Source organism: Lysinibacillus sp. FJAT-14745, from assembly GCF_001275675.1.
Taxonomy (GTDB): Bacteria; Bacillota; Bacilli; order Bacillales_A; family Planococcaceae; genus Lysinibacillus.
In genome coordinates this window covers 1-19,636 of record NZ_LITM01000012.1, presented here as the reverse complement: position 1 = coordinate 19,636, position 19,636 = coordinate 1, and the positions used below count along the sequence as shown (strand labels likewise).

At 36.8% G+C, this 19,636-nt stretch carries 22 protein-coding genes and 1 rRNA gene; 1 reads left to right on the top strand and 22 read right to left on the bottom strand.

Annotated elements, in window-relative coordinates:
• Positions 1 to 9: 9 nt before the first annotated feature.
• From ispE to metG, 8 genes are all read right to left on the bottom strand, one after another.
• Entirely contained in the window at positions 10 to 876 is an 867-nt protein-coding gene (ispE, locus tag AMS59_RS19120; protein ID WP_053485318.1) for a 4-(cytidine 5'-diphospho)-2-C-methyl-D-erythritol kinase, read from the bottom strand.
• A gap of 556 nt (positions 877 to 1,432) precedes the next feature.
• Positions 1,433 to 1,615, bottom strand: coding sequence for a small, acid-soluble spore protein, alpha/beta type (locus tag AMS59_RS19115; protein ID WP_053485317.1), 183 nt, complete (start codon positions 1,613 to 1,615; stop codon positions 1,433 to 1,435).
• Positions 1,616 to 1,723: 108 nt separating this feature from the next.
• Positions 1,724 to 1,984 (bottom strand): biofilm formation stimulator Veg, encoded by a 261-nt coding sequence (gene veg, locus AMS59_RS19110; RefSeq protein WP_049667356.1) that lies wholly within the window; start codon positions 1,982 to 1,984, stop codon positions 1,724 to 1,726.
• A gap of 156 nt (positions 1,985 to 2,140) precedes the next feature.
• Positions 2,141 to 3,022 (bottom strand): 16S rRNA (adenine(1518)-N(6)/adenine(1519)-N(6))-dimethyltransferase RsmA, encoded by an 882-nt coding sequence (rsmA, locus tag AMS59_RS19105; RefSeq protein WP_053485316.1) that lies wholly within the window; start codon positions 3,020 to 3,022, stop codon positions 2,141 to 2,143.
• Positions 3,015 to 3,581, bottom strand: a complete 567-nt coding sequence (rnmV, locus tag AMS59_RS19100; RefSeq protein WP_053485315.1) for a ribonuclease M5 — start codon at positions 3,579 to 3,581, stop codon at positions 3,015 to 3,017. The genes rsmA and rnmV overlap by 8 nt, the downstream gene beginning before the upstream one ends.
• Before the next feature lie 291 nt (positions 3,582 to 3,872).
• Entirely contained in the window at positions 3,873 to 5,084 is a 1,212-nt protein-coding gene (locus AMS59_RS19095; RefSeq protein WP_053485314.1) for a G5 and 3D domain-containing protein, read from the bottom strand.
• Positions 5,085 to 5,219: 135 nt separating this feature from the next.
• Positions 5,220 to 5,990 carry a TatD family hydrolase gene (locus AMS59_RS19090; RefSeq protein ID WP_053485313.1) on the bottom strand — a complete coding sequence of 257 codons (771 nt, stop codon included), beginning with the start codon at positions 5,988 to 5,990 and terminating at the stop codon, positions 5,220 to 5,222.
• Between the two features lie 254 nt (positions 5,991 to 6,244).
• Positions 6,245 to 8,221, bottom strand: a complete 1,977-nt coding sequence (gene metG / locus AMS59_RS19085; RefSeq protein ID WP_053485312.1) for a methionine--tRNA ligase — start codon at positions 8,219 to 8,221, stop codon at positions 6,245 to 6,247.
• A gap of 348 nt (positions 8,222 to 8,569) precedes the next feature.
• Between metG and AMS59_RS19080 the strand changes: the two genes are divergently transcribed.
• Positions 8,570 to 8,848, top strand: coding sequence for an AbrB/MazE/SpoVT family DNA-binding domain-containing protein (locus tag AMS59_RS19080; RefSeq protein WP_004229214.1), 279 nt, complete (start codon positions 8,570 to 8,572; stop codon positions 8,846 to 8,848).
• Between the two features lie 402 nt (positions 8,849 to 9,250).
• Here the strand turns inward: AMS59_RS19080 and rsmI are convergent, their stop codons facing one another.
• The 14 genes from rsmI to rrf all read right to left on the bottom strand — a co-directional run bounded on the left by rsmI (position 9,251) and on the right by rrf (position 19,421).
• Positions 9,251 to 10,123, bottom strand: a complete 873-nt coding sequence (rsmI, locus tag AMS59_RS19075; RefSeq protein WP_053485311.1) for a 16S rRNA (cytidine(1402)-2'-O)-methyltransferase — start codon at positions 10,121 to 10,123, stop codon at positions 9,251 to 9,253.
• Complete coding sequence (locus AMS59_RS19070) at positions 10,120 to 10,383, bottom strand: GIY-YIG nuclease family protein (protein ID WP_053485310.1); 264 nt, start codon at positions 10,381 to 10,383, stop codon at positions 10,120 to 10,122. Before AMS59_RS19070 ends, rsmI begins: the two co-directional genes overlap by 4 nt.
• Complete coding sequence (locus AMS59_RS19065; RefSeq protein WP_053485309.1) at positions 10,367 to 11,116, bottom strand: tRNA1(Val) (adenine(37)-N6)-methyltransferase; 750 nt, start codon at positions 11,114 to 11,116, stop codon at positions 10,367 to 10,369. Before AMS59_RS19065 ends, AMS59_RS19070 begins: the two co-directional genes overlap by 17 nt.
• A 63-nt stretch (positions 11,117 to 11,179) precedes the next feature.
• Positions 11,180 to 11,536, bottom strand: a complete 357-nt coding sequence (gene yabA, locus AMS59_RS19060; protein ID WP_053485308.1) for a DNA replication initiation control protein YabA — start codon at positions 11,534 to 11,536, stop codon at positions 11,180 to 11,182.
• A gap of 27 nt (positions 11,537 to 11,563) precedes the next feature.
• Complete coding sequence (locus AMS59_RS19055; protein WP_053485307.1) at positions 11,564 to 12,379, bottom strand: stage 0 sporulation family protein; 816 nt, start codon at positions 12,377 to 12,379, stop codon at positions 11,564 to 11,566.
• Complete coding sequence (holB, locus tag AMS59_RS19050) at positions 12,372 to 13,376, bottom strand: DNA polymerase III subunit delta' (RefSeq protein WP_053485306.1); 1,005 nt, start codon at positions 13,374 to 13,376, stop codon at positions 12,372 to 12,374. The genes AMS59_RS19055 and holB overlap by 8 nt, the downstream gene beginning before the upstream one ends.
• 219 nt (positions 13,377 to 13,595) lie before the next feature.
• Positions 13,596 to 14,036 (bottom strand): YaaR family protein, encoded by a 441-nt coding sequence (locus AMS59_RS19045; RefSeq protein ID WP_053485305.1) that lies wholly within the window; start codon positions 14,034 to 14,036, stop codon positions 13,596 to 13,598.
• Between the two features lie 87 nt (positions 14,037 to 14,123).
• Positions 14,124 to 14,453, bottom strand: a complete 330-nt coding sequence (locus AMS59_RS19040; RefSeq protein ID WP_049667342.1) for a cyclic-di-AMP receptor — start codon at positions 14,451 to 14,453, stop codon at positions 14,124 to 14,126.
• A 410-nt stretch (positions 14,454 to 14,863) separates the two neighbouring features.
• A complete protein-coding gene (tmk, locus tag AMS59_RS19035; RefSeq protein WP_053485304.1) occupies positions 14,864 to 15,493 on the bottom strand; it encodes a dTMP kinase in 630 nt (209 codons plus the stop codon).
• Positions 15,494 to 15,510: 17 nt separating this feature from the next.
• Complete coding sequence (locus AMS59_RS19030; RefSeq protein ID WP_053485303.1) at positions 15,511 to 16,935, bottom strand: aminotransferase class I/II-fold pyridoxal phosphate-dependent enzyme; 1,425 nt, start codon at positions 16,933 to 16,935, stop codon at positions 15,511 to 15,513.
• A 90-nt stretch (positions 16,936 to 17,025) separates the two neighbouring features.
• The gene (locus AMS59_RS19025; RefSeq protein WP_053485302.1) at positions 17,026 to 17,562 is read right to left on the bottom strand and encodes an HXXEE domain-containing protein; all 537 of its coding nucleotides are present in this window, start codon (positions 17,560 to 17,562) and stop codon (positions 17,026 to 17,028) included.
• Between the two features lie 356 nt (positions 17,563 to 17,918).
• Positions 17,919 to 18,497 carry a TetR/AcrR family transcriptional regulator gene (locus tag AMS59_RS19020; RefSeq protein WP_053485301.1) on the bottom strand — a complete coding sequence of 193 codons (579 nt, stop codon included), beginning with the start codon at positions 18,495 to 18,497 and terminating at the stop codon, positions 17,919 to 17,921.
• Between the two features lie 255 nt (positions 18,498 to 18,752).
• Complete coding sequence (locus AMS59_RS19015) at positions 18,753 to 19,187, bottom strand: SRPBCC domain-containing protein (RefSeq protein WP_053485300.1); 435 nt, start codon at positions 19,185 to 19,187, stop codon at positions 18,753 to 18,755.
• A gap of 118 nt (positions 19,188 to 19,305) precedes the next feature.
• Positions 19,306 to 19,421, bottom strand: a 5S ribosomal RNA gene (gene rrf, locus AMS59_RS19010).
• Between the last annotated feature and the right edge of the window lie 215 nt (positions 19,422 to 19,636).

Sequence of the window (19,636 nt, the reverse complement as noted above, 5' to 3'; positions counted from 1 at the left end):
TTTGCGGTTTTAAGCAAGCGTATTCCGCTCACCTAAAATTCGAACAGCATATACTTCTTCGCAAAAACCACGTAAACCATTATAAATGCGGCTTACTCGAGCTTCACTATCCACCAAACCAAACACCGTCGGACCGCTTCCACTCATTAATGTTGCATCTGCTCCGAAGCGCTTCATCTGTTCCTTTAACATGACTACCTCTGGATGTAGATTAAATGTTACAGTTTCTAGAACATTCCCTAATGATGCACATAATAGCTCATAATCTTCCGATTCAATAGCACGTATCATTTGCTTCGTCTTTGGATGCTCTAACCCTTCAACCTTTAATCCTCCATACACCTCTGCAGTAGAGACACCTATTTTAGGCTTAGCTAAGACTACCCAACAGTTTGGTGGTGCTGGCAATTCCTGAATTTTTTCTCCACGCCCCGTTGCTAATGCTGTGCCACCGTAGACACAAAACGAAACATCTGAACCAATTTTCGCACCTAATTCAGCTAACTCATCTATAGATAACCCTAAATTCCACAGCTCATTTAAACCCTTCAGTGTCGCAGCGGCATCGCTACTTCCGCCTGCTAATCCTGCTGCAATTGGTATTTCTTTTTCTATAGTTATGGATACACCTTGTCCAATGCCGTATGTATCTTTAACTAGACGCGCTGCCTGATAAGCAAAATTTCGGTGATCATTTGGAACAAAATTATCAGTCGAAATTATTTCAATTACGCCATCTTCTCGAGATTCCAGACTAATACGATCAGCTAAATCCACAGTTGTCATGACCATCTCTACTTCATGATAATTATCTGGTCTTTTATAAAGTACATCTAATGTTAAATTTATTTTTGCAGGCGCCTTTACATAAAGCATCTTTCTTCCTCCTTATAGCTACACTTATCAATTACGCATTGGTGCAATTAGCTGACGCTTGGCCTTCGCACAGATAAACAATGCGTCCGAATTTTAAATTGTAATTAGGTCTGCGTGATGGCCGACACGATGTCGATCATTTCGGTAAAACTACAAGACGTTTATGTTTTTACCGATGCAAGCCAGTAAGCCATTTTCGTATCCATGCAATGGAGTTAGGCTAACATCCTATTTTATCCTTTCAAAATCCGTGACATTTGAAATTACACTCTCACTACCTTTAGTTGTAGGAGTCTTCTGTAACTGTCGCAAAACATCAGTAGCTGGCGTTCACTTCGCTATATAAAACATTTTCTGAATGAAGATAAACCTGTCGTTCATCTTTCACAAGATTATTCATTTTATTTTACCATAATGGGAAAGCGAAAATGGAAAAAAAGAACCGTATACCCCTATTTGGTGTAACGGTTCTCTCTCGTCAGTTGTATTGTTGTGTTTACAGGGAGTTTTCATCCCTGCGAAATGAAGTTCTAAAAAATAAGTGGTCTAAAAGACGCTACTTATTATGCTCTTGCTCATTACTTGCTCTTTCAGCCATTTCGATGGCACGTTTGACCATATTACCGGCGTCTCGAGCTTTTATGCCGCCCCAGCCTTCTCGTTGCACAACATCATAAAATCCAAGCTCTTTAGCGATCTCTTCTTTTAAACGAGGTGACATGATACCTTTTCTAGGCATATAAACTCCTCCTTTAACAACTGACGATTTTAGTATGTCCCAGAAAACGCAAAACACTCATGTATTACATACATGAGTGTTTCGAAATATAGAAATAAGTACTAGAAACTATTTTGCGATAGCAGCTTTTGCTTCGTCTAAAAATGTAATCTCTACTGCTTCAGTTAAAATATCTGTGTAGCTATACGATACGCGCTTGCACGTATTGTCTTCTTGATCAAGCTCAACTACAAAGATAGCGCGATATGTCTCACGCAATACCCCTGCACACTCGACCGTTTTCTTGCGACCTCCGTTTGCTCTTAACTGCAAACGTTTACCCAAATGACAATCCAACGACTTTTTAATGTCCGCTAAAGTTTTTGGCATTTTCGCTTACACCTCACTACTAAACAGTATAAGCGATTCGCCCAAAAATGTCAACAAAATATAATATTTTATCAGCATGGAATAAATGTTGTCAACTTATTTTTTATGAAAAAATAAGTTTTTTTACGTAAAATCAAAAATGTTAACAAAAAAGTTTTACTTTGCAAACGTTGGATATAGTGCATCTGCCAATTTCCCAAACTCTTGTATAGTAAGCGTTTCTCCTCGACGTGTTGGTTCAATACTTACTGCTGTTAAGGCTTCTAAAATTTTCTCCTTATGTTCCTTTCCATTTGGTAAACCTGATTGCAAATTATTAAAAATTGTTTTTCGACGCTGTACGAATGACGCTCGAGTTACAACGAATAAGAAGTCCTCGTCAATTACCTTTACTGGAGGCTCATCATGTTTAATAAGACGGATTACCGCAGAATCCACATTTGGCTGAGGCATAAACACAGTTTTCGGTACCGTCATGGCAATCTCAGCCTTTACATAATATTGAATCGCAATTGATAAAGAACCGTACTCCTTCGTTCCAGGTTTAGCCGTAATACGATCTGCGACTTCCTTTTGCATCATGACAACAAAACCGCGAATTGGCAAACGATCATTGAGTAATTTCAATAAAATCGGAGTCGTCACATAATAAGGTAAATTCGCTACAACCATAATATCCTCAATACCTGGCATCTCTTCCTGAATTACCTTAGCAACATCTGCTTTTAAAATGTCTGAATGTACAATAGTCACATTATTATATGGACTTAGCGTGTCTTCTAATACAGGTAATAATCGTTGATCAATTTCAAAAGATACAACCTTTTTTGCACTTCTCGCTAAATGCTCTGTTAACGCTCCAATGCCAGGACCAACTTCGATTGCACCACTATTTTCAGTTAAATTTGCATGACTAACAATATTTCGTAAAATGTTCGGATCTATTAAAAAATTTTGACCTAAGCTTTTTTTAAATGAAAATCCATATTTTTTTAAAATTTCTTGTGTTCTAATTGGTGTTGCAATATCCTTATGCATCGTTTTCCTCCTGATCTAACTGTGCGACTGCCGCACCAAATTGCTTTTCTGTGATTTGAAACATTTTTAATCTTTTATGAAGTTGTTTACCGTTTGTTGCACCAATATTCAAAATTTCCCCAAGACGATCACGACGAATTTTCGCCTGTTGATGGCCAATTAAATGGGCCGTCATTAAATCTTCGAGCGTAATGTCATCACTGGTTGGCTCAACATCATTAGGGGTATAAACATGTCGTAGTGCCTCGCGTATATCTTCATCCGCTGCATGCTCAATACCTAGTCCTTTACCGTTCTTCGCAATTGTTTTAGCTTTCGGTAAAAAAGCGTGTTTTACACCTTTTACATGCTCCTCGATAATGGCACGAATTCGACGTCCTGGATAATCTGGATCAGTAAAAACAATAACACCTCTTTTATCCTGTGCATGTTGAATTCTCTTCAGTGTTTCCTCTGAAATAGCCGATCCATTTGTTTCTATTGTATCTGCTTGTACAGCTCGCTTAATAGCTGTTGTATCATCTTTTCCTTCAACAACAATGATTTCTTTTATTTGCAAAAAGGCTCCTCTTTTCTACCTTATCTTCAGACCATTTTACAACTGCACTGTACTATTGTACAGAAATACACGGCTATTCACCTTCTTATAACATTCTCCCTCAACTTTGCTATTGTTGACACTTCACTTTCGAGCAGATTATGCAGTAACCGTTACAGCTTAATTTATGTATATATAGCTATGTTTTATCCTCCAGAACAACTTACTGAAAAAGATAAAAAGCTTTCCCGCCAGTCAAAACAGGAAAGCTACTAATAGTGAAAAACATATTTGATTAATTTTACAATTTTTTTAATTTAATACTTTCACACGCACTTTCCTTACTCCCCAATTACTAGCTTGAGATTCAGATTGTACAAGTATGTCGATCCGATTACCCTTAATTGCACCACCAGTATCCCCTGCTATAGCTGTTCCATAGCCTTCAACCCAAACTTTTGAGCCAAGCTTAATAACAGAAGGATCTACAGCAATTACTTTCAATCCAGAGCCTGATTTTAAATTAATTCCAGTGGCAGATATCCCCGAGCAGCCGTTACAATTAGGTGTATAAGCGGTTGCCGTTACATAAAATTCTTTACCACTAGCTGGCTCTGATGAACCACGTGATACAGTCGCAGCACTTGCTACTACAGTTTTAGTACCTACTGCAACCACTTGCTTTTTCGGTTCTTTTACAACTTTTTCAGCTTGTAGATTTTTAGCTACAACTTGGCCATTCTCTTTTACGATCTCATACGTTTTAGACATTAAACCTTGTTGGCCTGCTGTTACAACTTTTTGTTTTCCCTTTTGCAATGAAGCATCCTGCTTCTTTTCAATTGCGAAATCTAAAGAGTCTTCCACTACATCGATAACCTTTTCTACGCGAACTACTGTGATTTTACTCTGCGGAGTGATTACGTCCTTCAGGTTATTTTCGACACGATCGAATTCATTTAGTTGAATTCCTTGTTGTTTTAAAAAGTTAGCGACCGTAGTCGAAGTGGACCATACTTGTCTTTCGTTAACGCCATCGACAAGCGATACTTGAAACGCTTTTTGAATATCGATCTTGTTGTCTGCTCCTATTTCTGTATCTAGACCTTGTACTAAAGCGTCATGTTGTGATACTTCAATATTTGCTTCTTTCAAAATGTCTTTCACTTGTGTTTCAGTTGTCCAAACTTTTGACTGATTTCCATCAACTGAAATTGTTACTTCTTTTGCCTGTTCCCATGAAATTGCTAATCCATTAGCAATTTTGGTATTCAGAGAGGGTGTTATTTTATCATGCTCTGCTACGTCTATATTTTGATCTTGTAATAATTGTTCTACAGTTTTGGCATGTGTTGTTACTTCGATTGTTTCCCCGTGCGCATCAAGCGTTACGGTTTTTTTAGTACCTTGATAAAGTACAAATGAAATTACAGATACAAACAGGACAAGTGAAATAATGCTTATCACTGTTTGCTTACTCCTCAATGATCCTAAGAACAAGTTTTTCATGGAATTATTTGACATGAAAAAACGCCTCCTTAATACAAAGTTGGATTATACGTACTAGATTTGGCACTGTCAACCCGAATGTATTTCTAAGAAAATTGACATCACCTTTTTAGCCAACCACAAACTCAGTATTGGAGGCATCTCAGCTAGTTAATTGTCAATCCTAAAAAATTTTTTCGCATTGGCCGTTGTTACCTGTCCAATTTCCTCAATCGTTAATCCTTTTAAACGAGCAATTTCTTCTGCAACTAACGGCACTAAAGCTGGCTCATTACGTTTACCTCGATATGGATGGGGCGCTAAATACGGTGCATCTGTTTCGATCATCAAATGCTCTAAAGGTATTTCTGTCGCCACTTCCTTCGGCATTCGTGCATTTTTAAATGTCACCGGTCCACCAAGACTAATCATAAAATTCATAGCAATACATTCATGTGCGGTTTCCACACTGCCACTATAACAGTGCATAACGCCTCCCACGGAAGCAGCATTTTCTTCACGTAAAATTTGTACAACATCTCCAGTTGCATCCCTGTTATGAATAATGATTGGTAAATTCAGCTTTTGCGCTAAATGAATTTGCTTGCGGAAAAGTGCTTGTTGGACATCTTTCGGGGATTTATCCCAATAGTAGTCCAATCCAGTTTCACCAATACCCACTATTTTTGGATGTGCTGCTAATTCCTCAATCCAATTTAAATCCTCTTGTGTACAATCAATGGCGTCAACCGGGTGCCAGCCAATGACACCATAAACAAAATCATATTGTTCAACCAGTTGCATTGTTTTTTCAATAGTTTTGCGGTCGAAACCAACAACAACCATCGTTTCCACTTTGGCTTCAAGAGCTCTATCTATGACCTCTTGTAAGTCTTCTTCATACTGATCTGCATTTAAGTGTACATGTGTATCAATGAACATCTTCATTCTCCTAACATAGATTTTATTAAAAATTATTATTTCATATTTTGCGTAAGTGTTACAATTTCGTTACAAACAATTTAGTATTATAACATTTCACACAATCCCAGACACCGTGTTCGTTACTATATACCTAAAAAAACCTATTAATTACTCTGCATAAATTATTTCAAGATAATAAAATACTCATTTTCAAAGCGGATTTTAAAAGCCTGCTGAATTTTTTGCATTCAGCAGGCCTTCCTAAAAATTTTTTACTTTACTTTTGCACCATTCTCTAGTTTTGGATCCACCGATGCTAATTTTAAAATTCCATCTTTTTCACCAGCTAGAATCATTCCTTGCGATAATTCACCTCGTAATTTAACGGGCTTTAAGTTAGTGACTACAATCACTTTTTGACCAATTAATTCATCAGGAGAATAGAACTTTGCAATACCTGAAACTACTTGTCGTTGCTCATATCCAAGATCCACTTGCAGCTTTAATAATTTGTCTGCTTTCGGAACAGTTTCACACGCTGTTACAGTAGCTACACGTAAATCAATTTTCATAAAATCATCGATAGTAATTTCAGGAATTTCTGGAATCTCCGCTTCTTTTTGCTCTTCTTTTGCTTCTTCCTCTTGTGGAGTTTTCACTGAACCACGCATTTCCTCACGAATATACGTAATTTCAACTTCACTCTCTAAACGAGGGAAAATCGGAATCCCTTTTTCTACCACTTTAATGTTTGCTGGAATAGTATTGCCGAATGTTTCAATTGTTTCCCATGCTAAGAATTTGTCATCCAAGCCTAATTGTTCAATAATTCGTTTAGGAGTAGATGTCATAAATGGTTGTAACATGACAGCAATTTGGTGTAGACTTTCCGCCAAATTTCGCATAGTAGCGCCTAATTTTGGCTTATCTGATTCCTCTTTTGCAAGTACCCATGGTTGAGTTTCATCTATATATTTATTTGTTCTTGAAACAAGCGTCCATACGTCGGATAATACGACACTAAATTGCATTTTTTCCATACTTTCTTCATATTTAATACGTACCGACTCAGCCTGCTCTTTTAAAGCCGCATCAAATTCTGTCGACTGAAGATTTTCAGTTGGAATAATGCCGTCGAAATATTTATTAATCATTGAAATAGTACGATTCAATAAATTTCCTAAATCGTTTGCTAAGTCGAAGTTTGTACGTTCAACAAAAGATTCTGGCGAAAATACACCATCAGAGCCGAATGGTAACTCACGCAATAGGAAATATCGTGTCGCATCTAAGCCATAACGCTCTATTAACATTTCTGGATAAATAACATTGCCCTTTGATTTAGACATTTTACCGTCTTTCATCATTATAAAACCATGGGCAAATACTTTTTTAGGAAGTGGTAAATCTAGTGCCATTAAGAAAATTGGCCAATATATAGTATGGAATCGAACGATATCTTTACCAACTACATGTACATCTGCCGGCCAATATTTATTGAATAATGTTTCATCCTCTGAAAGATAACCTAATGACGTTATATAGTTAGTTAAGGCATCCACCCATACATAAATTACATGTTTAGGGTCTCCAGGAACTTTAATGCCCCAATCAAATGAAGTTCTTGAAACAGATAAATCTTCTAACCCTGGTTTAATGAAGTTATTAATCATTTCATTTTTTCGAGATTCAGGCTCAATGAATCCAAGGTTTTCTTCATAATAAGCTAAAAGACGATCTGCGTATTTCTTCATATTAAAGAAGTAAGATTCCTCTTTAACTTTGTGAACTGGACGACCACAGTCTGGACAGTTACCATCTACTAATTGTGTCTCAGTAAAGAATGATTCGCATGGTGTACAGTACCAACCTTCATACTCACCTTTATAAATATCACCATTATCTAAAAACTTTTGAAAAATCTTTTCGACAGTTATCGTATGACGCTCTTGCGTTGTCTGAATAAAGTCATCATATGAAATGTCCATTAATGCCCAAAGCTTTTTCGCAGCATCTGCAATTTCATTCACGTATTCTTGTGGATGTTTGCCCGCTTCTGCCGCTTTTTCTTGAATTTTTTGCCCATGCTCATCCATTCCAGTTAAAAAACGTACATCATAACCACGTAAACGTTTATAACGTGCAATTGTATCTGATGCTACAGTTGTATACGCTGTACCAATATGGAATTTCCCACTTGGGTAATAAATAGGGGTTGTTATATAGAATGTTTTATTTTGTTCGCTCACATGAACTGCCTCCATTGTTTCACAATATACTATCTATTCTAACTAAGTACGAAATTCGTTTCAATGAAAGTTTATTATTCGCGAAAAATGTCGAATGATATAATCAATCCATTTAATGTCTTAAATAAGAAGCTTTTTTACTATAAATTAAAATATATAATAAAAACCTTTTAAAATAACCAAAATATCTGTTTTCTCCTCAAAAATTTTTTTCAAAACAATAATATTAGTGCATTAATTAATTGACGTTTATGGCATTACTTGGTATGATAACTATCAGACAAGGAAATTATGTCGAAATTTGACGAAATACCAATATAACCTTTAATATTAGGAGGAAAAATAATTATGAAATCAACAGGAATCGTTCGTAAAGTCGATGAATTAGGTCGTGTAGTAATTCCAATCGAACTACGCCGTACATTAGGTATTGCAGAAAAAGACGCTTTAGAAATCTATGTTGATGATGACAAAATCATCTTAAAAAAATATATGCCTAACATGACATGTGCTGTAACTGGTGAAGTTTCTGATGATAACTTCCGTCTAGTTGGAGGCAAATTAATTTTAAGTCCTGAAGGCGCAGAAATGTTAGTGAAAGAAATTCAATCTAACTTAAAAAAATAATTTGATATACACCTAAATCAAACACAGTGATTTAGGTGTTTTGTTTTTTTAATATCGCCTTGGCGGATAATTGTGTATGCATAATTAAATATAATATAACCAATTCTTAAGTCCCTTATAATGTCCATGTCAGACCTTTCATGATTAAGGGTACTATCTTTTACAATTATTATCAATTCAAATGATTTTCTATACTCTTCACTAAAGGTTAGGTATGACATTTGTTAAAACGTATACTAGGAATATTAGTTGATCTTCGTTCCGGCTGGGCGACTCCTTGAGGATTAGCGACAAAGCGCCCAGCCGGAACGGAAATCAACCATACGTTATTGTGATGTGCCACTTATTTAAATAGATATACAAAAAAGAGGTCGCCCTATTTAGGCAACCTCTTTCTTTCCATTAACTATGGTATTCATTATAGACGTCTCGCTTCGCAACTTGACGTAGTTTTGCTACTTCCTTTATAGCTTCTTTTGATGTAACACCTGTATGATCAATAATATAATCAACATGTTCAACGATAGACATTGTTATCCAATAGGCTTCTTCACTATTTTCTTCCTCAGCATTCTCGTTTCCTTCAAGGACAATACAAAATTCTCCTCGAACTTCCTCTGTTTGTGACCATTCCACTGCTTCAGCCACCGTACCACGTAAAAACTCTTCAAATTTTTTAGTTAACTCGCGAGCTAATACAATTCGACGATTTCCAAGAATAGTTTCCATATCTTTCAAAGTGTCCTTTAAACGATGAGGAGCCTCATAAAACAAAATAGTTTCCTGACGTTTTTTTAGTTGCTCTAATTGCTGTCGACGTTCCTTTTTTCCTCGATTTAAAAATCCATAAAAGAAAAATGGCTGCGGTGTTAATCCAGAAGCAATTAATGCTGATATTGCTGCATTGGGACCTGGTACCGGCACAACTGGAAAGTCTTGCTCGATTGCTTTTTCGACTATATCTGCACCAGGATCGGAAATACAAGGTAGACCAGCATCACTAACTAATGCAACTGTTTTTCCTTCACGTAAGAAGGCTAATAGCTTCTCTCCCCCCACCTCTAAATTATGTTCATGATAGCTTATCAGTGGTGTTCCTATATCAAAGTAGTTACATAGCTTCTTTGTATTACGTGTATCCTCGGCAGCAATAATATCTGCTTCCTTTAAAATACGTAGCGCACGTACACTCATATCCTCTAGGTTGCCAATAGGCGTTGCCACTAAATATAAACACCCTGTATGACCGTGCATTGTACTTTTCTGAGATTTCATGAGTCAGCCCTCCCTATATATTTCATTTTTTGCGTTCGTGTTAGTTGTTTAAAAGCATATTCTGCACGCATCGCCTCTTGTTTCGTATCGAATTCCTCCACATAAATGCATTCCACTGGTCCTCGCGCTCTCGTATATTTTGCTCCCTTACCAGCATTATGTACAGCAACACGTCTATCTACATTATTCGTGTAGCCTGCGTAAAAGGATTGATCTGCACATTCTAACACATAAAAATAATGGCTATTGTTCTTTTCCATAAAGGATTTCTCTCACTTCTGCTGTATATTCATTATTCTCATTATAAACATACAGAGGCGGTAATACTTTCAAATCAGGTTTACCGTCTTTAATTCCTTCTATTAATAGTGTATTGGCCTCCTTACCTTCTTTCGGATAAATAAGTTGCATACGTTTAGGCTCTAAACGATTAGCACGCATTGTCGTAACAATATCTAATAACCGACCAGGACGATGAACAAAAGCTGCCTTTCCACCTTGTTTTAATAATTTACTTGCTGATTGTATTGCTTCCTCTAACGTTAAATATAGTTCATGACGTGCAATAGCGTAATGCTCACTTAAATTTTTATCACTAGCTTCATGTGCTAAAAAATATGGTGGATTACAAGTTACAACATCATATTTTTCAATACCAAGCTCCTTAGGAATTTCTTTCACATCGCCAAGGACCATATGAATTTGCTCTTCTAACTTATTGTAACGGATACTTCGCTCAGCCATATCAAATAAACGTGGTTGAATTTCTACTCCTGTAATATGTCCCTTTGTTCTGGCACTTAGAAAAAGTGGGATTACACCATTACCTGAACACAAATCAACAATTTTCCCTTTATGGTATGGGACATTGACAAATTTCGAAAGTAACACTGCATCCAATGAAAACGAAAAGACAGAGGGGCTTTGAATAATACGTAAATTCTCAGCTAATAAATAGTCTAACCGTTCGTCACCTCTCAACCAATCTTCCATGTTTCCTCCTCCTACTATACAAAACAAAAGACTGACACCACCATAGTGGGAATCAGCCTTCTATTACACATTTTGTTTATTTAAAAATGATAGACAAAACAGACAGTCTTCACCTTTACGTGAACTTCCGAAATGAACATGACAAACATGGAAGCCTTCGTGGTATAAACGTGCTAGGTTATCATAACCCTCGCCAATATCTAACGGATTCTCTTTCTTCTCATCAGTAGCTTGTACAGAGTTTTCATTAGAAAGTAGTTCTTCTAGACGTGTACGAAGGTGATGATTTTCTGTTTCGAGAGTCTTATGCTCCTCCATCATTAACGCTACAAATTGTTTCAATGCACCAAATTGCTCCTGCATTGCTTCGAGCTGTTGTTCGAACTCCATAACGGTATCTAAGAAATTACGGTCCTTCACCCAAGCCACCTCGTCCAATTCTCTATCTTAAATAAGATTTTTTTCACATGCTAGCAGTTCTTCTAATGTATACTCGACTGTGCGCTCCTGCTCTTGTAAATATACTTGAATGAGCCTTTCCAGTACATTTAAACCAACCACTTTACCGCGGCCATCTGGTGTCATCGTCATTTCACCAATATCGGGCATGCCCTCTTTTGCTTCTTCATATTCATCATTTTCATACTTCAAGCAGCACATTAAACGGCCGCAAAGACCTGAAATTTTGGATGGATTTAAAGATAAATTTTGATCTTTAGCCATTTTAATAGAAACCGGCTCAAAATCTCCTAAAAAAGTTGAACAGCAAAGCATCCGGCCACATGGACCAATACCACCTAACAGCTTCGCCTCATCACGGACACCAATTTGACGAAGTTCAATACGTGTCCTAAAAACCGAAGCTAAATCTTTTACAAGATCTCTGAAATCAACGCGTCCTTCAGCTGTAAAATAAAAGATGATCTTATTGCGATCAAATGTATATTCAACATCAACGAGCTTCATTTCTAAATTATGCTCTATGATTTTTGTACTTGCTAGTTCAAATGCATGCTTTGATTCGGCAGCATTTTCCTCTACTTGGATACGATCACGTTCATCGGCTGGTCGTAGAACTTGTTTAAGTGGTAATACAACATCATTATCCTCAACAACCTTTTGAGGGACAACTACTTTACCATATTCTACACCGCGAGCTGTCTCTACAATGACATATTGACTGTCCTCTAGTAGATATGATGCTGGATCAAAATAATATATTTTACCCGCTTTTTTAAAGCGGACTCCCACTACATTATACAAATGTATATCCCTCCTGCAGATTTAGCATTAACTGCTCCATCATTAACGTCCTATTCATGTTACGCTGTAAAGATGAACGTGCCTGTAAAATAGACTCCATTTGACTAGACAGACGTTCATAAGTCGAATGTAATGCAGCTTCTTTAAATGTCTGTAACATGTCTGGGTAAGTACAAGCTGCTTCGGGATTAGCTTTTATTGACACTATATCACGGTAAGCAAATAGTAATAAATCTAATGCCTGCTCCATCTCGCCTTTTTCTTTAAACAATGGCAACCATTCTTCATGTACAACAAGCATTGCTTCATGTACATTCTGACGAATTGCCTCTACTAATTTTAACACTGTTTTTCGAGCATGTGCAAACTGCTCATCATTTGCTAAAATCATAGCTGTTTCGAGCTCGTTCGTCATCATGCTCACTGTAGAAGCCATCGAGTAAGAAATGTTGTTATCTTGCAAATGCTTTAACAATATATGTCGAGGCATTTTTTGAAATTTAATATGCTGGCAGCGAGAGCGAATCGTTGGTAAAATTGACTGCATTTGCTCCGTTAACAAAATCGCAGTTACCTCACCATCAGGTTCCTCTAAAAATTTAAGTATCATGTTTGCAGATGCGATATTGAGACGGTCTGCATGATGAAGTACATAAATCTTACGTCCCTCTTCAACACCCATCATCTTCATCTCTGCAATTAATTCACGTATTTGATCAATTTTTATAAATTGACCTTCTGGATAAATTTGATGAATATTTGGATGATTACCCGAATCAACACGTCTGCAATTTCGACATGTTTCACATGGAACATTTTGATTTGGTTGCTCACATAGCATTAATTTGACAAAAAAATGCAGAATATCTACTTTGCCTGTCCCTTTTTCGCCATCAAAAATGTATGCATGTGCCAATCTATTTTTGTCAAAAATCGTTTGAAGCTGCTTCATTACGACTGGTTGTAGTGTGAGTAGCTCTTCAACATTCTTGGCCATATATTTAAATTCCTTCCTATATCAATTACACTCATAGCATAATTGTTTCCTTTCCTATTGCTCATTTTTTGTGCAGAAATATCTGCGGCTTTAGAGCAGATAGATTAGTTACATTGTTAATTAGTTTGCAGCAAATAATTTCTTAACCAAGTGCTGTAAATTTGGTTGCTGAATAGATTTGAAAAAAGCCCGCGCCTACAAGAGAACGAGACACGGGTTTTACATATACAAATTAATTAATAAGCCTTTAATCTCACCGATTTTATCAAGTAGGTCAATTGCTTCCTTTTCTTCATCTAAAATATCTTGCGCAAGCTCTACAAGACGCGTATCAATAGTTTCGATTATTTTCAAGCGTCTTCCTTCACCAAAACGATTCCATGTATGCGATTGCTTTAAATCCATTCCATGCTCTACCGTTTCTTGTAGAAATCGTTTAACAAGCATTTTAAAACGAGCAAGTTCTCGTAAATTACGTGATCTTGCAACACGGTCACCTGCTGTAGAAATATCTCCTAGCAATCGTGTAATCTGTTCAGTTTGCAATTTGGTTCCTTGCTTGACGACCATATCTCCAAATCGGTTATTTTGATTATTGTTATGAAGTGGCTCTTTACGATTAGTATTTAACCCGACACGTATATCTTGATTGATCTTCAAGCTGTTTCGCCCCCACTTGCTTTCTTTATCAAATTCACAAAAGCTAAATTATAATGTGTTTTACTTCTCGTTTAACGTGGCACTTAATTAAAAATGATGAAACTGTTCAATTGGTAATACAAAAACAGTCGCTCCTCCTACCTCTACCTCCACAGGATAAGGTATATAGGAATCTGTATTCCCGCCTAATGGAGAAACAGGTGCAACCATTTGTTCTCTTGCTCGACAATTATCGCGAATAATATCTAAAACTTTGGGTATGAGAGAGTCTTCCGTCCCAATAAGAAACGTCGTATTTCCAGAGCGTAAAAATCCCCCTGTGCTCGCTAATTTAGTTGCGCGAAACTGATTTTTCGTTAAAGCATTCGATAAGCGACTACTATCCTGATCTTGCACTACAGCTACGACTAACTTCATTCGCACCCACCCCTTTGATAAAATTCATCTAAATAATTTTTAGTTACCTTTTATCAATTATGCCTCGGCATAATTGTGTCCGGATTCGGCTTTGTGCTTTGGCCTGCATGAGGGCCGACACGACGTCGGTCATTTCGGTAATGCCACAGGACGTGGCGTTTTTACCGATGCAGGTCCGTTAGCCGTTATCGCATGGATGCGATGATTTTAGGCTAACATCCTTTAAAAACTTCTTTCCGATTCCGAGACATACGCCAGTGTTCCTCTATTTCAGTAGGTGTTTGAATATCTACTGAATAGGAACCATATCCGCATTCAGCTGCTGTCGCTTCGCTTTCGCGCAGAAGACATTTAGAGAATGATTATAGATGTTACCATTATATCACATTGTGGTAGACAACTTCATGCATTTACTGAATTGCTTCATATAATAATGACCATACATCTTCAACAACACGTTCAATATTTTGGTCTGCATTGACGACATGTATACGTCCAGGGTAACGCTCCACTAACTGTAAATATCCTTCCCGAACCTTCTTATGAAAAGCTAAACTTTCAACATCTAAGCGATTTACTTCTCGCTCTCCATGAGCATGAATCCGTGCCAAGCCAACCTCTGGTGCAAGGTCAAATAATATTGTCATATCGGGTAGCTTCTTACCGATTGCAAACTCATTAATAGATAACACTTCATCAACGCCGATACCACGTGCATATCCTTGGTATGCTAATGATGAATCGATAAATCGATCGCAAATAACCATTTTGCCAGCATCCAACGCAGGTCTTACTTTTTCAAAATAATGCTGACTTCTCGCCGCTGCGTATAATAATGCTTCTGTACGCTCATCCATGGCCGTATGTTCAGGATTTAAAATAATGCTCCTAATTTTCTCAGCAATGTCAATACCACCAGGCTCTCTCGTTGCTAATACATCAATATTTTCTTCCGCAAGTCGCTCGGCTATTTTTTGAATGACTGTTGTTTTTCCAGCACCCTCTGGACCTTCAAATGTAATAAATAAATTGCAATTCATGCTGTTATTGCCTCCAACTATTTAATGATCTCAATCATCTTTTCTTCTAAACGGTGATTTCCTTGGAACGTTGCACCAGTAGCCAATAGCTCCTCTAACTGGCTCAGCTTTGCTACTGTTATTTTTTCGCCCGGGACAAGCAATGGAATACCTGGTGGATAAGGAATAATCATACTTGCAGAGATTCGTCCCATTGTTCGCATATACGGTAACCATTCTTTTTTCGCCTTTTCAATTTCATCAAATGTATAGGCTGGTTCCGTAATGGCCACAAAATTATAGGCTGTTTGTGAAGCAGTTATTATTTCCGCCTTTGGTGTACTTAACAATAATGTTATAGCATCCTTAATACGGACACGTATTTCTGCAAATGGATAGTTATGCCCCTGTTTCAACAAAGGTAGCACAAGCAATACTTGATTTGCATCTGCTAGTTCTGCATATACATGCTTTGCTTCTAATGCCTCTTGTAAATGAAAACCGCTATAGCCATCAACACGTAACAATAATTTTATAGGGTCGTCTACCTCAATAACTTCCAAAGAGCCAATAGCTCGTAATGCCTCTATCCATTGATTCCTTTTTTCTATTATATATGCACCATCACTCTCCATATATGTCTGTATATAATAGCGTGCATCATCTAATGAAGCCAATAAAAGATAGGATGGGCTACTAGATTGTAGCATTCGTAAATAGTGATTTATTTTATCGACATCGATTAAGTTAGAATTAACATGCATAAAGGATGCCATTGTCATAGCAGGCAATGTTTTATGTGCAGACTGTACTACTACATCTGCACCAAATGTCAAAGCTGATGGTTGAAATAAGGTACATGCACTAAAATGGGCTCCATGTGCTTCATCCACTAAAACAGGAATACCTTTCTCATGACAATACGCAATCTGCTGCTGTATGTCTTTAGATGTCATACCATAGTAAGTAGGATACGTTAAAACTACTGCACGAGCCTCTTGATAATCATCAACGGCATCTTTTAAATCTTTATAAGAAACATGTGTTGCAGTTAATGTACGTTCATCCCATTGCGGGGAAACAAATACAGGTTTTGCTCCAACAAGCTCAATTGCGTGAAATATAGACTTATGTGCATTACGTTGGACAATAATCGTATCCCCTTTTTTACATGTGGCATAAATCATCGCTAAATTTCCAACTGTAGATCCACCAACTAAAAAGAAACTTTTCATCGCCCCATAGGTATCTGCCAACAAATTTTCTGCCTCTAATATCATTTCCTCTGGATGATGTAAGTCATCAAGACCCGATAATTCAGTCACATCATAGCGCATTACATCTTTAAATGCCTGAGGAAGATGGGACAGTTCTCCATGCTTATGCCCTGGGACATGAAAGGAAATATTTTGTTGTCGTCGAAAGCGCTCTAACCCTTCTACAATCGGCTTTTTCTTTTGCAAAACAAAACACCCATTTCCGTTATATTCTTAGTTAATTATAACACTTACGTTACAAAAACATTTGCTGAATGAATATAAATAAAGTGGAATTCATATAACCTTTTTCCCAATCCAATGTGCTAGTAAAGCCACAGGGATCAATACAAGACAAAATGGCAAACATACAAAAATAATGTTCCATGTTATGACTTTATTGACTAATAACGAATGATACAAAATTAAACTATATGGAATGACGATTATCAAAGATGTGAGTGCACCGGGTGTAATGGAACGAAGAAAAATAGACTGTGCCAGGTGAGTGAACGCATGTAGAAAGTAGGTTAGCGTAACAACAGTGAAAAAGTATATATCTCCAAATGGCCCTTGATTCACATACTGATTTGCTACAAAAGTGGAACTACTTACAAACATGAATATTACGATTACTGCTACCGCAAACTGCGCTGTCGACATCGAGAACTGTTTCATAACTCTATCAGCAATTTTTTTCGGCAATCTTTCGTATAAAATAGTAGAATTCTTATTTAGCCACTTTTCGCCCATAATAATTTCTTCAAAATCATGAAGAATAAACATAATAGGGAAAAGCCAAATAAGTGTTTGAATACCTACCCATTGTTCCATACTGATTCCTCCTTTTATATTGAGTAATTACTCAAATGTTTCTCAAAAAAAACAGCTCCTCACTATAACGTGTGGTTGATTTCGCCTTACCATAATTGCGTCCGGAGGCTTTAGACCAACAGGTGTTTTTCGTGCGAAAGTGCAGTGCTAACTTAGTGTCATTAGTTACTCAGTCGTTGCCACAGGACTTGGCGTTCTTAGACTGCGTTTCTCTATTTCAGTAGGTGCTTGGATATCCATTTAAAAGAAGCCATATCTACATTCATCTCACCACCTTCAGAGGTAGGGTCCTTCTACTAAATGAAGATAAATCGTTTTTTTAATAAATGTCAGCCACATGAGCCAAAAAAATATACTTAATGTGAATTTTGCATTCCTTTTAAAACAAGCATTGCTATCTCTTCAATATAATCATTATTTTCAATTGGCATTTTATCTGTCTTTCTCTCCTCAACTAAAACATGCGTTAATATTGTAGAAAGAAACATTGAAGCTGCTGTTTCTATTGTCTTTTTTTCAACAGTACATGAAGAAGCTCTTATCAAAAATGAACTGACTTGTTCACTCATCGTATTTATAAAATCAACAATATCCTTACTAACATTCGTGTTCTGTACTATTTCTGGGGACCAAATAAAAGTTAAAAAGCTTTTGTTATGTAATAAAAAATTGGCATATAATTGGCCAAATTTAATTAACGCTGGATACGGCTCCATCTTTGAAAGCTCTTTTATCTCATTTTGTAGAGAGCCAATAAATGAAAATTCACGAATAAGATAATTAAGAAGCCCATTTTTATCTTTAAAATAATAAAATATAAGCCCCTCTGCGACTCCACTTTTTAATGCTATTTCTTTAGTAGTTGTTGCGGTAAAGCCCTTTTTTGTAAAAAGCTCTAATGACGCTTCTAAAATTTTATCCTTCTTTGATATCAAACTTTTTCACCACCGTTTTTAAATTTGAATATATACTCAAATTTAAACTTCACAAAAAGGTCTGTCAAGTTATTCCAGGTAATATATACGAGTAACGTAAGGGTAATTTCAGTTCCGGCCTATTAACGTTTTAATAAAATATCAGCTCGAACTCTTTTGGTGATGAATACAAAAAGATCATTGCATCTAATAGCAATGACCTTCTAATCTTCATAGTAAAAAAATTTACTTAATGCCAGTTTCTCTACCTACATACTAGATACTAGCCTTTATCGCCATCTCTTGTACTAGCTGTTCAACTAATTGCGGTACAAACTTCTCTAAAATTGGATTCATCATCCCTGCTAAAAAACCACTTGCCTTCATTGTTAAATTGCCTACTAACTGACATGTACCGTCTTGATTTTGTGTAATTTCAAAGTAACCGTCACCGTTTATTGGATCTGATAAGCCTACCAAATCAAACATAACTTGATTAGGATTTGACTCCTTGCCCTTAAGCTCAACCTTTACATCTTTTTGGATAATACCAAAATCCCCTTTAAATACCCAAATCATATTTTGCTCATTCGGAAATTCGTGATGTAAATAACCGGGTATTAGTACAGCCCATTGCTCTTTATTTTGAATAAACTCCTGTAGCTTTGCTTTTTCAATTTGAACATTTTCACTATATAACCCTGTTGCCATCTCAATACACCCCTTTAATTGTTCATTTAGATCAATTAAATTCTAACATTTTTTAGGGGTTTTTTACTGAGTTTTTAAAATAATAAAAAAACCACTGATTTCTCAGTGGCTACTTTGTGCCTAGCGACGTCCTACTCTCACAGGGGGAAGCCCCCAACTACCATCGGCGCTAAAGAGCTTAACTTCCGTGTTCGGTATGGGAACGGGTGTGACCTCTTTGCCATCATCACTAGACTATTATCGGCTTTCAATATACATCGTATTTCTTTGTCAGCTTCTGTCATTCAGTCAGTCACGTACTTGAGTACGCTCCTTCCCTCTCTCCATCTCTTCCTCGAACTACTCGTATCTTGAAACCCTTTTTTGAAAGAATTATTCTTTCAAAACTGGATAAACGGTGCATTGAATGTTTCAAACTTTTTTGGTTAAGTCCTCGATCGATTAGTATT